Consider the following 16,735-nt stretch of genomic DNA (forward strand, 5'->3'; position numbering starts at 1 on the left):
AAATGAAAACATTAGTAATAACTAACATGTATCCAGACTCAAGAGGAAATAAAGGTATATTTGTAAAGGAACAAGTTGAAAGCTTAATAAGGTTTCATGGTTTAAACGTTGATGTATTCAACTTGGATAAACCTAAATTTGGTTTTTTTAGAAAGTATATATGTAATATTTTTCCTCTTGCCAAAAAAATATTTAAATATAATCCTAACATTATTCATATACACTATGGACTATCATTTTTCCCTGTTTTACTTCTACTGCCAATTATTAAACTTAAAGGTATTAAAGTAATTGTTACATTTCATGGCTCAGATGTTTTAGGTGGTTCAAGCTTAGTAAAGCTAATCAGCCAGTTAGCGTTTTATCTTTCTAATAAATCAATTGCAGTTAGCGATGAATTAAACGGTGTTCTAACTAATAAGCTAACAGAAAGCTCAGATAAGCTTTCTGTTATACCATGTGGTATAGATACTGATTTTTTCAATCCTAATAACAGGAACATACAAACTAACGAAAAAATTATTATATTTCCCAGTAGCCCTGATAGGCCTGAGAAGAACTTTGACTATTTTCTAGATGTATTTACTAATATATCAAAATCCCACAATGTTAAATATAGAGCACTTGAAAACTTGTCGAGGAAAGAAGTCAAGGAATTGTATAGTATTTCATCTTTAATGCTTCTCACATCGGATAGAGAAGGCTCACCACAAGTTGTTAAGGAGGCCTATGCATCCGGATTGCCTGTAATTAGCCGAAATGTAGGTGATGTCGAGAGGTTAAGCCATATTTGTACAGGAGTTTATGTGGTTAATTCAAAAGAAGAAATGATAATTAAGGTTGGCGAAGTATTAAAAGCTTATGAATTGGAAGGCATGAAAAGTGATGAGACAGAAAGTGTATTTTTAAACACTTATTCAAATAAGATAATATCTGGAAAAATAATGGAGTTATATAAACAATGTTGACATTTTTAGCTTTCACTATGGACCAGGGAATTGGAGGACACTATTATAGTTTAAAAGCTCTTTCTGAACAGTATGTTGACTCAAAGGTAGTAATTATTGGTCATACAAAACCAAGGGTGAAATATGATAATCTTACTTTTATATCAATAAGAGATAATGGATATTGTGGTGCCTTTAGTTTATTATATAAAATAATAAATGTAAACGATACATTACATTGTTTTGATGAGCATTCATTTAGCTTTGCTAGAGTCGTATCTATCTTTAAAAATAATCCTTTAGTCCTTACTAAGTGTGGAGGTAAACCTTTACGTTACTATCCAAGGTGCTATTCTATATCAGTGTTTTCAAAAGAAGACCAAGAGCATTTTCATAATAAGAACGTTTCAAGTTATTTGATACCTAATAGAATCAATAGAAACGAAATTATGGCTCTTGTAAATGAAAGAACGAAGGATAATTTGTTTTTCGAGCGTTCCTTTGAAAGAAGAGCAATATGCATTGCCCGAGTTGGAAGAAAGTATCGTAAAAAAATATTATCGGCAATTAATCTAAGTTATAAACTAAAAAAATTAGGACATGATCTTAGTGTAGATGTTGTTGGTGTATTGGAGGATGGGCATGTCTTAAGTGAATTAAAAGACTTGTGTAATTATTTATCTATACAAGATCGAATATTTTTCCATACTGATAAAAAAGTTACGACGGATGCTGTACGCTGGTTACCTGATTTTGACTTTTCAATTGGTACAGGGCGAGGTGCTATGGAAGCCATGTGCTTAGGTGTTCTCACACTAGCTCCAGTCTCCAACTTGGATATACCAATTTTTGTTGATGACAATACTTTTGGTTCTTTATTTGAAAAGAATTTCTCTGAAAGATCTGTTTCAACCCTCTCTGAGTCAGAAGCATTGACCAAGATATCTAATTTATTTACGAAGTCTGATTTTAATAGAGAGAGATTTTTCTATCAAAATATATTTAATGAATATTTTGATATATTGTCGGCACCAAAAAAATATGATGAAATATATTCAAAAGCTCAGCGGCAGAGTTTTTCTGGGATTGTTGATGTGTTTTGTAACTTCATTTACCTTAAGTATATAGAAAGGCAGAAGTTAAAATGACAACAGTTTTATGGGGTTTGCTCTCTCTTTTATGGTTATTAAAAACTATATTAGTATCATATGATTCTGTTGCGATTGGTATTATTGTTCCATTAATAATTGATATTCTTGTGATATTGTTTTTGGTTGGAGGTGACCATTTTAGAAACACGTTAAATAAAGGTGGGATTTTTAAGGTTTTAATTTATGTAAACATTTTTTTGATTTTTTCTACTGCTATTGGTGTTATTCAAGGATATTCTTTACTTACGTCTGTTTCTACTTATATTAGGCTTGTTACTTGTCAATGTATATTTATATTCGGTTGCCTATCATACTCTATTCCCAGAGTTAGAAAATGGTTTTTTGTAGTCGTTTTTTTATCAGTATTTATACACTTAATTGCTGGTGCTCTTGGGCCTGTACTTGCTCTAGGAGCAGAAGAAATTGATGGTGTGGTAAGGTATTCCGGGTTGGCTGGGAAAATAAATATTTTGGCCAATTTTGCTCTATTTTTTGCTGTTTTATTTTATGTTTATTATGATTCATCAAAAAGTAATTTGACCCTGTTAGCATTCTTATTGTCTGTTTTTGTTGTGTTCGTTACAGGAACAGTAAAGAATGCTATTATTCTTATATTATTTATAAGTTACTTGTCTTTGGTAAAGTCTAATCGAAAAATCATTATCATTCCTTTGTTTTTTATTATTATTGTCCCTATCGGTATATATATATTTCAACATACTTCTATCTCCGCTAGAGTGTCTGAATTTGTGGAAACAGGAATAAGTATTAATATTGAACAAGGAGAAAAAGTAGGGAACTCTTTTAACTGGAGGTTGATGCATTGGCGGTTGCTATTGTCTGACTGGTTTAATGAACATTTCTGGTTTGGAACTGGTTTAGGGCATTATGTGGTTTTGGATGCTTTAACAACTCAATCTGGTATTACTTTTGATCCTCATAATGATTGGATTAAATTTTTGTTGGAGTTCGGCTTTTTGGGTTTTCTATTTTTTATTTATTTCTTATGGAGATTACTACAGTTTACATTTTATCTTTCTAATAAAGATCCTCTATCGAAGGGTGTTTTTTACTCATTGTGTGCTAGTCTAATCGCCATGCTCTCTGCTAATGTGGTATATAGTTTACCTATATTTTATTATTTTTGGGCTTTATTAGGTTTTAGTTATTATAAGGGGTTAACTAATAACGAAGACAATTCCAACTAAGATGTATCATTAAAGCATATCATATGGTGATGCCAGTGTTTATATATGGCTAATGATTTAACCAAAATTATAAGTGCTTAGATATTGCTATTAACTAAAACTTATAAAGATACTCATTATGGACGATGAACTTGCTTAGTGCTCTACTCGGTATTTTATTAAAGTGATTTGGAAGTATCACATGCTAAAAGTAAGATGAGCTATTGAAATCGTAACTTTACTTAAGTGAAAACGTGAAATATTTGAATGAAACAATGATAAATAAAATTATAGCAGCTACATTGGTAAGTGGGACTTTATTTTCTTTCTCTCAATGTGCATATGCAGAAACTCCAGCTATATTAGTAAAAGAATTACCTTCTAACCAAAGTTTTACTGGTTTGACTTTTATACCCAATGCCCAAGTTCAAAACTACGGGAGCTTTGGCTTTGACTTTGCACATGGGTTACCGCTTAGGAATAACGTCTCTGATATAGAGTCTTTAACGTTCTCTCTCGGACTAATCGAAGGGTTAGAGGCACAAGGCCGAATCGTGACTGAAGACTATAGTTCTAATGGGTTTGTTGTGGGGAGTGTTAGAGACCTATCAGCCTCTTTTAAGTATCAACTTCCTTTTTTTAAAGATTTTAATAAACTCAAGTTGGCAGTTGGCGTGCAAGATCTTGGAGGAGAGTTAAACTACTTTAATACGAATTATATAGTTGCTGACTACTCTTTCGATTTTGCTCCAGTTCGAATGTCGTTGGGGTATGGTCAGTCAGATATTCCGCTTGGTGTTATGGATGGCCCATTTGGTGGTGTTGAGTACCAACCATTCAATTTTATTCAGTTGGTAGGTGAGTACGACTCAGAAGAGTTTAATTCTTCAGTAAAAATTTTTACGCCAAAAGAGCTGCTCCCGTATGATATAACAGCTTCTCTTAGTTATCAGGTCTATTTAGGCCATGACACTGATACTAAAAATGTATGGAATGCCGCTTTTTCAATCCCTCTGATATCTGATTACACACGCTCAGTTAGCTTTTCTCAAAACGATATGTCTTTGAGAGATAAGCTTTTTGTAGAACAGAAGAAGTTTCAAGATGCTTCGATCTCAACTTTGGTGAGTGCGTTAAAAAACGAAGGTTTCGTTAATGTTCAAGTGGGGTTAGTCAATGGTAGAGTCGTGGTGGCTTTAGAGAACCGTCGATACAACCATAATCAAGCAGATGGATTAGGTGTAGCTCTGGGGATTGTATCGAGTCATTTTGGTCAAAATGCAGCGCAAGATATTGGCGCTGCATCGGATCAATTTGAACTTGTGATGCTTGCCAACCAAAAACCAGTGGTCAGCGTTTTGTCTAACTCTAACTGTTACCAAAGTTTTGTCAATGGTAGCGCAGCTTGTGATGACATTCAGTTTATCACGCGCGATTTGTCGGAAAGATTAGACATGGTTGATTGGAAAACGGAGCGAGTTAATTCAGGCACTTTAGATTCGCAGATAGTACTTTCCCCTATGGTAAGGCATGGCGTAGCAACCGAGTACGGTGTGTATGATTACTCTTTTGCCATGTCCAGCAACTTATACACCTACCTATGGTCTGGCGCGGCAATAGATGTTCGTCATATTTTACCTTTAGCAGAAAGTGATGATTTTGAAGAGGGTGGGTATTTCGAAGACAGCGCGTATGAGAGCGAGATTGATCGTGCAATGGTGCATCAGTTCTTCCGTTTACCATATGTCGATATTGCTAACCAGGTCTCTCTAGGCTTGGTTAAGTCGGATTATATCGGTGCGCGTAGCGAATCAGCTTGGTTCTCTCAATCGGGCAACCATGAGTTGGGACTAGAGATGAGCTACTTCCAACATCAAGACGAAAAAGACAAAAATGGTTATGCGAATCCAGATCGCCAAACCTTTTTAACTCGTTACACATTCTCTATGCCAGAGTGGGATTGGCAGTTTAACGCAACTGCTGGCGAGTTTTGGAAAGGGGATGTTGGCGCAAAATTCACGACCTCACATTGGTTTGAAGACATAGAAGTATCTGCAAGTTATCAGGTGACAAAGTTTAACGATACAGACGAAGAGCAGTTTGTCACTGTGTCGGTAAAGCTGCCATTAACGCCATGGCGTGATATGTCTCCGGGAGTGATACAAGTTCGTGGTAACGAGGCTTATGATTTCAACGTTACGACGCGAGTTGGCAATGATTATAATTACTTAGCGGCAGGCCAAGGGGATGAACTTGTGATGGATAATAGCATGCTTCGTCGCTACTTTAACCGAGGCCGTTATGGCCAAGAGTACTTTGAGCAGAACAAGCTGCGCATTCGCAACGCTTATTTGCGTTACTTGGGTACTCAATTGAATTAAGTTGTGTTGCTAGTTAGGCTTTTAGTTAATCACTGTACTCTACCGAGAGTGTAGGTGTTTTGATATGCTAGCGTCAGTTAAATAATAGGAAATAAAAATGAAAATTGCTGTAGCAGGCACGGGCTACGTCGGTTTGTCCAATGCCATGTTATTGTCACAAAGCCATGAGGTTGTGGCGGTTGATATTATCCAAGAAAAAGTGGACTTGTTGAACGATAAGAAGTCTCCAATTGTTGATTCGGAAATCGAACATTTTCTTGCAAACAAAGAACTCAACTTTGTCGCGACGCTAGATAAAGAGCTGGCTTACAAAGACGCAGAGTTCGTTGTCATTGCCACACCAACGGATTACGACCCTCAAACGAACTACTTTAACACCTCTTCAGTTGAAGCAGTGATTAAAGATGTGATGGCGATTAACCCAGGTGCGGTTATGGTGATTAAGTCGACTGTACCTGTGGGTTATACTGCGCGCATTAAAGAGGAGCTCGGTTGTCAGAATGTTATGTTCTCTCCGGAGTTTCTTCGCGAAGGCAAAGCACTTTACGATAACCTACACCCGTCTCGCATTATCGTTGGTGAGCGTAGCGAACGTGCAGAGAAGTTCGCCAATCTTTTAGTTGAAGGTGCGGTAAAAGAAGACATCTCGGTTTTGTTTACTGACTCTACAGAAGCCGAAGCGGTTAAGTTGTTCTCAAACACATACCTAGCGATGCGCGTAGCTTATTTCAATGAGTTAGATTCGTATGCTGAAGCACACAACCTTGATGCTCGCCAAATTATTGAAGGTGTTGGCTTAGACCCTCGCATTGGCAATCACTACAACAACCCATCATTCGGTTACGGTGGATACTGCTTACCGAAAGATACAAAGCAATTGTTAGCAAACTACCAGGATGTTCCAAATAACATTATCGGCGCTATTGTTGATGCAAACCGCACGCGTAAAGATTTTGTCGCAGAGTCTATTCTCAAGCGAGAACCAAAAATTGTGGGCATTTACCGCTTAATTATGAAAGCTGGCTCAGATAACTTCCGAGCTTCGTCTATTCAAGGCATTATGAAGCGTATTAAGGCAAAAGGCATCGAAGTCGTGGTGTATGAGCCAGTACTTCAGGATGATGAGTTCTTCCACTCTGCCGTTATCCGCGATATTGAAGAATTCAAACAGATGTCTGATGTTATTGTTTCTAACCGCATGGTGGAAGAACTTGCTGATGTGGCTGATAAAGTTTACACCCGTGACCTATTTGGTAGCGATTAATTAGTCTTTATATTCAAATAATATAATAGGCTCCCTTTAGGGAGCCTTTCTTTTAGTTGGTAATGGTTATGATTAAAAAATGTTTATTTCCTGCAGCGGGTTACGGTACACGTTTCCTTCCTGCAACTAAGTCGATGCCGAAAGAAATGATGCCAGTGGTGAACAAGCCATTGATTGAATACGGTGTTGAAGAGGCGATTGAAGCCGGTATGGACGGTATGTGCATCGTCACTGGTCGTGGTAAGCACTCGTTAATGGATCACTTTGATAAAAACTACGAGCTAGAGCATCAAATTAGCGGTACAAGTAAAGAAGCGCTGCTTGATGATATTCGTTCTTTGATTGATTCTGCGAGTTACACTTACATCCGTCAGCGTGAAATGAAAGGCTTAGGTCACGCTATTCTTACGGGACGTGAACTGGTCGGTGATGAACCGTTTGCTGTTGTGCTCGCGGATGACCTTTGTGTGAATGAGGACCAAGGCGTTCTAGCTCAAATGGTTGAGCTGTACAAACAGTTCCGCTGTTCAATCGTTGCGGTACAAGAAGTGCCGGAATCAGAAACGCATAAATACGGTGTGATTGCTGGCGAGATGATCAAAGATGATATCTTCCGCATTGATAACATGGTGGAAAAGCCAGAACCAGGCACTGCACCTAGCAATCTAGCGATTATTGGTCGCTACATTCTAACACCTGATATCTTTGAACTGATTGAAAATACAGAGCCGGGTAAAGGTGGTGAGATTCAAATCACCGATGCGTTGATGCAACAAGCTCAATCTGGTTGTGTTTTGGCATACAAATTTAAAGGTCAACGCTTTGATTGCGGTAGTGTAGAAGGCTACATTGAAGCTACAAATTACTGCTACGAGAACCTTTATAAGAAAGATTCCAGTGCGGAGCTAGCGAAAAAGCCAACCGTGAAAATTGCCGAGCCAGCGTAAGTCGGAACTTCCTATTAGGTACTCCGACGGTACAACACAAACAAAAAGGGATGCATGATGCATCCCTTTGTTATTTTTACTCTCAGTAAAAACGAGATTAAGCTTTTGCTTTAGCCGCTGCTTTAGCGATTGCTGCGAAGCTTTTCGCGTCTAGAGAAGCACCGCCAACGAGAGCGCCGTCGATGTCTGGTTGTGAGAAGTAAGCTTCAGCGTTTTCTGGCTTAACAGAACCGCCGTATTGGATGATTACTTGTGCTGCAACTGCTTCGTCTTTCGCTGCGATTAGTGCGCGGATAGAAGCGTGGATGCGTTGTGCGTCTTCAGCTGTTGCTGCTTTACCAGTACCGATAGCCCAGATTGGTTCGTAAGCGATGATTGCGCCGTTTAGAGCTTCAACACCGTAAGTGTCGATAACTGCGTTGATTTGACGTGCACATACTGCTTCAGTTTCGCCAGCTTCGTTTTGCGCTTCAGATTCACCGATACAGAAAACAGGTGTTAGACCGTTTTCTTTTAAGAAGTTGAATTTCTTAGCGATGAACTCGTCAGATTCGTTGTGGTATTCACGACGCTCTGAGTGACCGATGATGATGTGAGTAGCACCGAAATCTTTCAGCATTTCTGGAGACATATCGCCAGTGAACGCACCGCTGTTGTTTAGGTCAGTGTTTTGAGCACCTAGGATGATCTTGTTACCGCCTTCAGCGATTACGCGCTCTGCTAGGTCGATGTAAAGTGCTGGTGGAGCGACTGCTACGTCAACACCTTCTACGCCTTCAAGTTCAGCGTTAAGACCAGTTAGCAGCTCAGTTACCATTGCTTTGCTGCCGTTTAGTTTCCAGTTACCCATCACTACAGGACGACGCATAGGAATATCTCCCTTATCTTTAATGTAAATAGTCAATTAATGTAAAAAATCTACGTAGGAATATAACAGAATAATGTGAACAGATCATGATTGGCGTCATGTCTTGTCCGGCTTTCTTTGTTGATTCGACCAAGCATCGATCCTGTTATTTTTGTCAAAAGCAACCGATTGGTGATCGCGTAGACAGAATGATAGTTCATTCCTCGGAAATTGCTGCTGAGATTGGTATTACTACGCGCTGGAATTAATTGTTGTAGAAAGGAATCAAAATGCCAAATCTCGTTTTAGAGTATTCAAACTCGGTGGAAGAACGCGTCAATGTTCAGGGGTTGCTGGAGGATTTACATAAAACGGCGTTAGAAAGTGGCCTTTTTGAACTCGCGTCAGTGAAATCTAGAACGCTCCGGTGCCACAATTGGTTAATAGGAGAGGAGGGAGATAGCCTCGATTTTATCCATATCAACTTTGATTTGTTATCTGGTCGCTCCCAAGAACAAAAGCGAGAACTGTCACGAGCCTTGATGGCGACTCTTCAAGAGCAAGCTAGTCACGTGCACAGTTTAACGGTCAATATCCGAGACATGGATATAGATAGCTTCCAAAAGGTAGTGAACTAGGTGGTGCTGGATTGCCCGAGAATAGCGAGAGGTTATTGTTACGAATTCTCAGCCTGGCTCTGCTTGTTATATGGGCGTTGTGGGCACCCAGCTATCGGTGTCCTTTCCAAACTATATTGACTCGGCTAATCTATAACCTTTCTATTTTGGGGTAAAATTTGATGTCGACTAAAGAGTTACTGTTTTCTTTTCAAGGACGTATAGACCGTAAAACCTACTGGATTTGGAACGTCATTTACTATGTGTCCATTCTAGGCTTTGGTGCCGGTATCAGCCAGCTGCTTCCTACTCTCTCCTATGTGCTTCTTCCTATTTTCTTGGTGGTTCTGTTGATCCCTGATTTGGCGATCACCACCAAGCGTTGGCACGACCGCAACAAATCGATCTATTGGCTAGCACTGAATATTCCGTTGATTATCGGACGAATTGCCACGCCAATGACCAGCCCTGCCGCGCAAGAGCCGTCGACCCCACAGATGTTCGTCGCTTCCATTTCTCTGATTTGTGGTTTATGGATTCTAATTGAATGTGGTCTCTTAAAAGGAACATCAGGACCAAACCAATATGGCCCTGAGCCGGAGTAATTACTTCAAGTATCGAGCGTGCTGAAAGTAGATTCTTAGTCTCGCTAAGGCTCGCTAGAATGACGAATTCTTTTGATTTAGAGGCTGTTAAACTCACCGTCATTCTGAACTGCGAGGGACGAGCGTGATTCAGAATCTATCGTCCGGTTGAGCAGTGGTTAAGCTGAGTGTGAAAGAGTAGGAGCTTGCTGATACCAGATTCTTAGTTTCGCTACAGCTCGATTGAGTGACGAACTCTTTTGATATAGAGACTGTTAAAGCCATCATCATTCTGAGCAGCGAGGAATGAGCGTGATCCAGAATCTATCGTCCGGTTGAGCAGTGGTGAAGCTGAGCGGGAAAGAATAGGAGTTTGCTGTTATGAGACTCTTAGTCTCGCTAAGGTTCGCTAGAATGACGAGCTCTTTTTATTTAGAGGCTCTTAAAGTCATCGTCATTCTGAACAACGAGGGACGAGTGTGATTCAGAATCTATCGTCCGCTTGAGCCCTGGTTAAGCTGTGTGTGAAAGAGTAGGAGTTTGCTGTTACCAGATCCTTAGTCTCGCTAAGGCTCGCTAGAATGACGATCCTTTTTGGTTTGGAGGCTGTTAAAGTCATCATCATTCTGAACAACGAGGGACGAGTGTGATTCAGAATCTATCGTCCGGTTGAGCAGTGGTGAAGCTGAGCGGGAAAGAATAGGAGCTTGCTGATACCAGATTCTTAGTTTCGCTGCGGCTCGCTAGAATGACGGACTCTTTTGATTTAGAGGCTGTTAAAGCCACTGTCATTCTGAACAGCGAAGAATGAGCGTGATTCAGAATCTATCGTCCGCTTGGGCCCTGGTTAAGCTGTGTGAAAGAGTAGGAGTTTGCTGTTACCAGATCCTTAGTCTCGCTAAGGCTCGCTAGAATGACGAACTCTTTTGATTTAGAGACTGTGAAAGCCATCGTTATTCTGAACAGCGAAGAACGAGGTGATTCAGAGTCTATCATCCGGTTAAGCAGTGGCTAAGGTGAGCGGGAAAGAATAGGAGCTTACTGTTACGAGATTCTTAGTCTCGCTAAGGCTCGATTGAGTGACGAGCTCCTTTGATTTAGAGTCTGGAAAGCCACTGTCATTCTGAACAGCGAGGAACGAGGTGATTCAGAATCTATCGTCCGATTGAACAGTGGCCAAGGTGAGCGGGAAAGAATAGGGGCTTGCTGTTACCAGATCCTTAGCCTTGCTAAGGCTCGCTAGAATGACGATCCTTTTTGGTTTGGAGGCTGTTAAAGCCACTGTCATTCTGAACAGCGAGGAACGAGTGTGATTCAGAATCTAGGCGCAGAGTGCTCCGAGTTTGAAATAAACTGACTGAGCTCGCTAATTACAATGGAAAAGTAACAGCGAATAATGAAGGAGAATGAATCATCGATAAGACACCTTGCGTTTATATCCTAACGTCAAATAACAACGCCGTTCTCTACATAGGTGTTACCAGTCAGCTGCCCCAAAGAATATGGCAACATAAAAATGGAGTGGTGGAAGGATTTACTAAGAAATACAACGTTCATAAGCTCGTTTACTTTGAGTTATTCGACGATATGGCTAATGCTATAAACCGAGAAAAGCAGCTCAAGCAGTGGAAGCGTGAGTGGAAGTTAGCCTTGGTAAGAGAAACGAACCCTAACTTTCTCGATCTATCTACTGAGTATCAGTAAAAATCATCCCTATCTTTAAACGCATTTAAGCGAACCACATTCGCTTTTTGAGTCGGTGCGGCTTCCCCTTGTAGCGCTGCTTTGAACTTCACGACCTGTTTTTGCAACTCGTTCATCAATACCACATTGGTGTGATGAGGGTTTTTACACGTGCTGATGACTCTATCGATGTGGCTTTGTTGAGCCCACAATCTTTCTTTCATATTTTCTGATGCGCTCTCGATCATCTCTTTCGCCATCTCATGACGAAATTGCTCAAAAGCTTCTGGATCTCGCTCTGCCATTCGAACCATTTCATCGAATGGAGGAAGCGTTTGGGATGGGATATGACGTAGATTAGACATCGATGCTCTCCAAATCCTTATGGAAGTTGCCTTTAGTTACTAAAAGCCTATACCACTAGAAAGAGGAGAGAGGATGAATTCTTTAGCCGTCTCACTTATAAGAGAAGCTTTCAAGCTTTAGATTGAATAAGTGCGGCATGTCGATGTTTGGTTGTGGTGGTTACTGCAGTTGTTGGATGCGGTAAACGCAGCGTCTTTGGCCGCTAATGATGTGTTCGGTACGCTCTACTTTGGTGTCACGTCCAAGTAAAGACTGAAAGACACTCAATTCTGATTGGCACAAGCTTGGGCAGCGAGTTGCGGCTTTACAAATCGGACAGTGATTTTCGATCAAGATAAATCCGTTCTCATCTTTCTCGAGCTCGGCCATATAGCCTTCTTGCTCTCTTAATGTGACAAGTGTTTCTAGTTTGCTTTGCAGAGAGTCGCATTGCTCAAGATGCTGACGATAACTTTGTAACGTGAGTTTTTCTCTTTCCGATGTGACTTTGTCCAGTCCATCTTTGCCAAAGATATGTTCGACAGCTTCTATAAACTGAATGGTCAACTCACCGTGACGGTCAGCAAATTGCTCATGACCTTTTTGAGTGAGAGACCAATGACGAGCAGGGCGACCAACTTTTACTTTTACGTCATGGATAGAAAGAATGCCATCATCTTCTAAACTTTGCAGGTGCTGACGAGCCCCCATGGTTGTCATACCTAGCTCAGAAGAGAGTTGTTTTGCAGTGACGGAGCCATCACGCTTAACGATTTGCAATATCCTATCTACGGTCTTCATATACCCACCATTTATACGTCAGTACATATTATGCGCGATAGGGTTAGTAAAGAAAAGTGTTGACTTAATTTGAGTGTGGATTTGTAGGGGCTATGTTCATATGAGCCAATATATGTCGTCATTCTGAACAGCGAGGGACGAGGTGATTCAGAATCTACTGTCCGGCTGTGCAGTGGCTAAGTTGAGCGGGAAAGAAGCGGAGTTTGCTGTTACCAGATTCTTAGTCTCGCTGGAGCTCGCTAGAATGACGAGTTTTTTCGATTTAGAGCTTGCTATGGTAGCCGTCATTCTGAACAGCGAGGAACGAGGTGATTCAGAATCTATCGTCCGGTTGAGTAGTGGTTGAGGTGTTCAGGAAAGAATAGGAGCTTGTTACTACTAGATTCTTAGTCTCGCTGGGGCTCGCTAGAATGACGAGTTCTTTCGATTTAGAGCGTATTAAAGTCACCGTCATTCTGAACAACGAGGAACGAGGTGATTCAGAATCTATTGCCCGGTTGTGCGGAAAGAAAGGCTCAAGCTCAGACTGAGCGAGAGCCTCGAGAAATGCTTAAAGAATAATATCGCGTACTTCTGGATCTTTACGATCTAAGTAGTGAGTCGATTTGATGCGGCGAATAGTTCGGCATCGACCGCGCACGAGCAGCGTTTCTGTGGTCGCTATATTGCCTTGACGAGAGATACCTTCCAGCAAGTCACCTTTAGTGATGCCTGTAGCTGAAAATACCACATTGTCGCTACGAGCCATGTCTTCCATTTTGAGGACAACATTCGCTTTTACGCCCATTTCATCGCAGCGTTTTAGTTCATCTGCACCGTAAATGCGGTTTTCTTCAGTATCGCCTTTTACCTCATGACGAGGAAGCAGGCGACCGTGCATGTCACCGTCTAGCGCTCGAATTACCGCTGCTGATACAACCCCTTCTGGCGCACCGCCAATACAGTACATCATGTCCACTTCACTGTCTGGCATACAAGTTAGAATAGAGGCAGCCACGTCACCATCAGGCACCGCAAAAACACGTACGCCCATTGCTTGCATTTCTGCAATAACGTCATCGTGGCGAGGTTTCGCAAGGGTAATAACGACTAGGGTATCAAGTGGCTTGTTCAGGGCCTTTGCTACGTTCTCTAGGTTTTCTTTTAACGGCTTTTCTAAGTCAATTACGCCTTTTGCACCAGGGCCAACAACCAGTTTTTCCATGTACATATCTGGCGCTTTAAGAAAGCTGCCTTTCTCACCTGCGGCAAGTACGGCTAGTGCGTTCGATTGTCCCATTGCCGTCATACGCGTTCCTTCAATCGGGTCGACTGCAATATCTACTTCATCACCACCAATACCCACTTGCTCACCAATGTACAGCATTGGCGCATCATCGATTTCACCCTCACCAATGACAATTTCACCACTGATATCTGTTTTGTTCAGTAGCGTGCGCATAACTTCAACAGCTGCGCCATCGGCTGCGTTTTTATCGCCACGGCCAAGCCATTTGTAACCAGCCAGAGCTGCACCTTCAGTCACACGGGAAAATGCCATTGCTAAATCGCGTTTCATGATGTCTCCAAGTAAGCAAGAGGGAAGAAGAATTTGCGCGGCGATTCTATCACAAGGTCGAGTAAACGTTTGCCTTTTTGCGAGGCTTTTACTTTATCTAACTTGAATTTGATCAATACTTAGGGCGATTTTCAGCGTAGCGAGACGCAAAATCCTTGCTCAAAAATGCTTCGGCGACAAGAAAAGTCAGCGTTTAGTGAGATTGCGCTGATTTTTTGACCGAATGATGCAAAATATCGAATATAGTGAGTGTTTCTCATCGCGACGCTGAGTAGAATGAACCTTATATAGGTTAGGTGTGCATCAATCTCGCACATCGTCCCAACGGAATAACATAGGTAGGCCAAGATGTCTTTTGAAGTACTAGAACAACTAGAATCTAAAATTCAAACTGCAGTTGACACAATCACTCTTCTTCAGATGGAAGTCGAAGAGCTGAAAGAAGATAAAGCTAAACTTGCGGAAGAAGCGAACGAGCTTCGCTCTCAACGTGAAGAGCTAGAGCAAAAAGCACAACAAGCACAGCAAGAGCACGCACAATGGCAAGAGCGCATTCGTGCACTACTTGGCAAAATGGACGAAGTGGAATAATTCGGCTTCTTCATTCCAAATTAAAAACACCCGCGTTAAGCGGGTGTTTGTGTTTTAGGGAAGTAGAAAATGTTAAGACAAGGCTAGGCGCTAAGAGCCAAGAGAAGACCCTATAACTTAGGCGCCTAAGACTCGTTATGCTTCTTCATCCAACTCTAAATCAATATTCAATGGTTCAGGCGACAGGATAATTCCGGTGCTATCAGCATAAATATAATCTTCAGGTAAGAAGCTGACTCCGCCAAAGTTGACTGGTACATCCAATTCACCAATACCCTGGCTGGTCGCTCCAACAGGAATAGAAGCGAGGGCTTGAATGCCTAAATTCATATCTTCAAGTTCATCGACTTCACGAACACAACCGTAAACGACAATGCCTTCCCACTCGTTTTCTTCCGCAATGGTTGCGATTTCTGCATCGATAAGGGCTTTACGTAGGGAACCGCCACCGTCAATTAACAAAACGCGACCAAGTCCATCTTGCTCTAATGTCTCGCGGATCAACGAATTATCTTCAAAACACTTGATGGTGGTGATTTGCCCGGCAAATGAAGCGCGACCGCCAAAGTTACTGAACATTGGTTCAACCACATCTACCTGATCGAGGTAGATATCACAGAGTGCTGAGGTATTGTATTCCATAGCGTACCTTTCTAAACAGAAATTGGTTGTCTTTGAGTATATCTAGGCATTAAGTCAATGCAATGACAATCCTTTTTTAACTTACTAGAGTTTGAGCTACCACAATTGTTGCAAACAAAACGTTGGTGACTAGAGAACATTTCACGATGACTGGCATCATGGGTGCTATCTGAGCGGGCTTTTGTGTATGCCAAACTGCTTTACCATGATCGGCCACGAAATAAATACTAAGTAAAAATGGCAAGCTAATCCAAACGGGTTTGTCTTGAATTAACAAGTAAGCTGCAAAGGCAAGGATAGCACCACCAAGTAAAATAAAGTGGTACTGTTTGGCTTTACGTTGACCTAAGCGTACCGCCACCGTGCGTTTACCACACTCTCGGTCGTTCTCTATATCACGCATATTGTTGATGTTGAGTACTGCAACGGCGAGTAAACCGCAGCCTAAAGCAGGTAAGAATAGCGTGGTGTCTACGTGACCAGTATGCAAGAAGTAGGTACCGGATACACCGAGTAGACCAAAAAACAAGAACACTGATATATCGCCAAGCCCCACGTAACCGTATGGTTTGCTACCCATGGTATAAGCAATGGCGGCGAGAATGGCCAGAATTCCCAGCCCGATAAATGTGACAATGCTTTCCAGTGAACTTAGTGAATAGAAAACCAACACCAAGCCTGAAATGGCGGTCAGAACGATGTTAAAGATAATCGCTTGTTTCATCTGTTTAGCACTTACCGCGCCTGACTGCATCGCTCGTAATGGGCCGAGGCGTTTGTCGTTATCTGTACCTTGAACGGCATCGCCATAGTCGTTTGCCAGGTTGGACAGAATTTGCAGCAATGTCGCGGTTACGAAAGCCATGATGGCAATCGTCAGTGAGAAATGACCCGCCGAGTACGCGAGCACGCTACCTGTTAAGATAGAGACCAATGCCAGAGGTAATGTTTTTGGACGAGCGGCTTCAAGCCAGATCTGTAGAGATTGTTTCATGGAAATTTCGTGCTAGTAACCAATGTGCCCAGTATAAGCACAAAGAGGCAGATACGCTATTGACCTAAAACAACTCAACTAGAAGTCAAAGGGCGATTCAGAATCGATCATCCGATTGTGAAGTGTTACGGTGAGAGAGAAAGAATAGGCGTTTGCTGTTAGCAGATTCTTAGTCTCGCTTAAGCTCGCTAGAATG

At 41.4% G+C, this 16,735-nt stretch carries 16 protein-coding genes; 10 read left to right on the top strand and 6 right to left on the bottom strand.

What is annotated here, in order from left to right:
- The first annotated feature begins 2 nt into the window (after positions 1-2).
- The 6 genes from R7Q48_RS16650 to galU all read left to right on the top strand — a co-directional run bounded on the left by R7Q48_RS16650 (position 3) and on the right by galU (position 7,877).
- Positions 3-968, top strand: coding sequence for a glycosyltransferase family 4 protein (locus tag R7Q48_RS16650; RefSeq protein ID WP_256903158.1), 966 nt, complete (start codon positions 3-5; stop codon positions 966-968).
- Positions 962-2,095 carry a hypothetical protein gene (locus R7Q48_RS16655; RefSeq protein ID WP_017820732.1) on the top strand — a complete coding sequence of 378 codons (1,134 nt, stop codon included), beginning with the start codon at positions 962-964 and terminating at the stop codon, positions 2,093-2,095. The genes R7Q48_RS16650 and R7Q48_RS16655 overlap by 7 nt, the downstream gene beginning before the upstream one ends.
- The gene (locus tag R7Q48_RS16660) at positions 2,092-3,306 is read left to right on the top strand and encodes an O-antigen ligase family protein (RefSeq protein WP_017820733.1); all 1,215 of its coding nucleotides are present in this window, start codon (positions 2,092-2,094) and stop codon (positions 3,304-3,306) included. Before R7Q48_RS16655 ends, R7Q48_RS16660 begins: the two co-directional genes overlap by 4 nt.
- Positions 3,307-3,560: 254 nt before the next feature.
- Positions 3,561-5,666, top strand: coding sequence for a YjbH domain-containing protein (locus R7Q48_RS16665; RefSeq protein WP_256903157.1), 2,106 nt, complete (start codon positions 3,561-3,563; stop codon positions 5,664-5,666).
- A gap of 97 nt (positions 5,667-5,763) precedes the next feature.
- Complete coding sequence (locus tag R7Q48_RS16670; RefSeq protein WP_256903156.1) at positions 5,764-6,930, top strand: nucleotide sugar dehydrogenase; 1,167 nt, start codon at positions 5,764-5,766, stop codon at positions 6,928-6,930.
- Positions 6,931-6,998: 68 nt separating this feature from the next.
- Positions 6,999-7,877, top strand: a complete 879-nt coding sequence (galU, locus tag R7Q48_RS16675; protein WP_021487153.1) for a UTP--glucose-1-phosphate uridylyltransferase GalU — start codon at positions 6,999-7,001, stop codon at positions 7,875-7,877.
- Between the two features lie 97 nt (positions 7,878-7,974).
- Here the strand turns inward: galU and tpiA are convergent, their stop codons facing one another.
- Positions 7,975-8,745, bottom strand: coding sequence for a triose-phosphate isomerase (gene tpiA / locus R7Q48_RS16680; protein WP_005384863.1), 771 nt, complete (start codon positions 8,743-8,745; stop codon positions 7,975-7,977).
- 269 nt (positions 8,746-9,014) lie between these two features.
- Between tpiA and R7Q48_RS16685 the strand changes: the two genes are divergently transcribed.
- The 3 genes from R7Q48_RS16685 to R7Q48_RS16695 all read left to right on the top strand — a co-directional run bounded on the left by R7Q48_RS16685 (position 9,015) and on the right by R7Q48_RS16695 (position 11,629).
- Positions 9,015-9,362, top strand: a complete 348-nt coding sequence (locus R7Q48_RS16685; RefSeq protein WP_017820736.1) for a 5-carboxymethyl-2-hydroxymuconate Delta-isomerase — start codon at positions 9,015-9,017, stop codon at positions 9,360-9,362.
- Between the two features lie 161 nt (positions 9,363-9,523).
- Complete coding sequence (locus tag R7Q48_RS16690; RefSeq protein WP_213899429.1) at positions 9,524-9,946, top strand: DUF805 domain-containing protein; 423 nt, start codon at positions 9,524-9,526, stop codon at positions 9,944-9,946.
- 1,416 nt (positions 9,947-11,362) lie between these two features.
- Positions 11,363-11,629, top strand: a complete 267-nt coding sequence (locus R7Q48_RS16695) for a GIY-YIG nuclease family protein (RefSeq protein ID WP_373417398.1) — start codon at positions 11,363-11,365, stop codon at positions 11,627-11,629.
- On the opposite strand, the gene R7Q48_RS16700 is transcribed toward R7Q48_RS16695, so the two are convergent.
- The 3 genes from R7Q48_RS16700 to glpX form a co-directional block, all read right to left on the bottom strand.
- On the bottom strand, positions 11,623-11,973 hold the full coding sequence (locus R7Q48_RS16700; protein WP_256903155.1) for a DUF3135 domain-containing protein: 351 nt from the start codon (positions 11,971-11,973) through the stop codon (positions 11,623-11,625). The two genes, R7Q48_RS16695 and R7Q48_RS16700, sit on opposite strands and share 7 nt — an antisense overlap.
- A 160-nt stretch (positions 11,974-12,133) precedes the next feature.
- Positions 12,134-12,754: a helix-turn-helix transcriptional regulator gene (locus R7Q48_RS16705; RefSeq protein ID WP_213877136.1), complete on the bottom strand. Its 621-nt coding sequence runs from the start codon at positions 12,752-12,754 to the stop codon at positions 12,134-12,136.
- Positions 12,755-13,304: 550 nt separating this feature from the next.
- Positions 13,305-14,312 carry a class II fructose-bisphosphatase gene (glpX, locus tag R7Q48_RS16710; RefSeq protein WP_005383180.1) on the bottom strand — a complete coding sequence of 336 codons (1,008 nt, stop codon included), beginning with the start codon at positions 14,310-14,312 and terminating at the stop codon, positions 13,305-13,307.
- A gap of 348 nt (positions 14,313-14,660) precedes the next feature.
- Here glpX and zapB point away from each other — a divergent pair, with 348 nt between their 5' ends.
- Positions 14,661-14,903, top strand: a complete 243-nt coding sequence (gene zapB, locus R7Q48_RS16715) for a cell division protein ZapB (RefSeq protein WP_005379536.1) — start codon at positions 14,661-14,663, stop codon at positions 14,901-14,903.
- Between the two features lie 135 nt (positions 14,904-15,038).
- Here zapB and rraA read toward each other — a convergent pair whose 3' ends face one another.
- Both rraA and R7Q48_RS16725 read right to left on the bottom strand, forming a co-directional pair.
- The gene (gene rraA / locus R7Q48_RS16720) at positions 15,039-15,545 is read right to left on the bottom strand and encodes a ribonuclease E activity regulator RraA (RefSeq protein ID WP_005379537.1); all 507 of its coding nucleotides are present in this window, start codon (positions 15,543-15,545) and stop codon (positions 15,039-15,041) included.
- Between the two features lie 76 nt (positions 15,546-15,621).
- Entirely contained in the window at positions 15,622-16,539 is a 918-nt protein-coding gene (locus R7Q48_RS16725; protein WP_005383178.1) for a 1,4-dihydroxy-2-naphthoate polyprenyltransferase, read from the bottom strand.
- Positions 16,540-16,735 lie beyond the last annotated feature (196 nt).

It is taken from the genome of Vibrio sp. 378, from assembly GCF_033339435.1.

Bases quoted from the DNA above. Each gene is read 5' to 3' on its own strand.
- R7Q48_RS16650 (WP_256903158.1), top strand. From the start codon at position 3: ATGAAAACATTAGTAATAACTAACATGTATCCAGACTCAAGAGGAAAT.
- R7Q48_RS16655 (WP_017820732.1), top strand. From the start codon at position 962: ATGTTGACATTTTTAGCTTTCACTATGGACCAGGGAATTGGAGGACAC.
- R7Q48_RS16660 (WP_017820733.1), top strand. From the start codon at position 2,092: ATGACAACAGTTTTATGGGGTTTGCTCTCTCTTTTATGGTTATTAAAA.
- R7Q48_RS16665 (WP_256903157.1), top strand. From the start codon at position 3,561: ATGATAAATAAAATTATAGCAGCTACATTGGTAAGTGGGACTTTATTT.
- R7Q48_RS16670 (WP_256903156.1), top strand. From the start codon at position 5,764: ATGAAAATTGCTGTAGCAGGCACGGGCTACGTCGGTTTGTCCAATGCC.
- galU (WP_021487153.1), top strand. From the start codon at position 6,999: ATGATTAAAAAATGTTTATTTCCTGCAGCGGGTTACGGTACACGTTTC.
- tpiA (WP_005384863.1), bottom strand. From the start codon at position 8,745: ATGCGTCGTCCTGTAGTGATGGGTAACTGGAAACTAAACGGCAGCAAA.
- R7Q48_RS16685 (WP_017820736.1), top strand. From the start codon at position 9,015: ATGCCAAATCTCGTTTTAGAGTATTCAAACTCGGTGGAAGAACGCGTC.
- R7Q48_RS16690 (WP_213899429.1), top strand. From the start codon at position 9,524: ATGTCGACTAAAGAGTTACTGTTTTCTTTTCAAGGACGTATAGACCGT.
- R7Q48_RS16700 (WP_256903155.1), bottom strand. From the start codon at position 11,973: ATGTCTAATCTACGTCATATCCCATCCCAAACGCTTCCTCCATTCGAT.
- R7Q48_RS16705 (WP_213877136.1), bottom strand. From the start codon at position 12,754: ATGAAGACCGTAGATAGGATATTGCAAATCGTTAAGCGTGATGGCTCC.
- glpX (WP_005383180.1), bottom strand. From the start codon at position 14,312: ATGAAACGCGATTTAGCAATGGCATTTTCCCGTGTGACTGAAGGTGCA.
- zapB (WP_005379536.1), top strand. From the start codon at position 14,661: ATGTCTTTTGAAGTACTAGAACAACTAGAATCTAAAATTCAAACTGCA.
- rraA (WP_005379537.1), bottom strand. From the start codon at position 15,545: ATGGAATACAATACCTCAGCACTCTGTGATATCTACCTCGATCAGGTA.
- R7Q48_RS16725 (WP_005383178.1), bottom strand. From the start codon at position 16,539: ATGAAACAATCTCTACAGATCTGGCTTGAAGCCGCTCGTCCAAAAACA.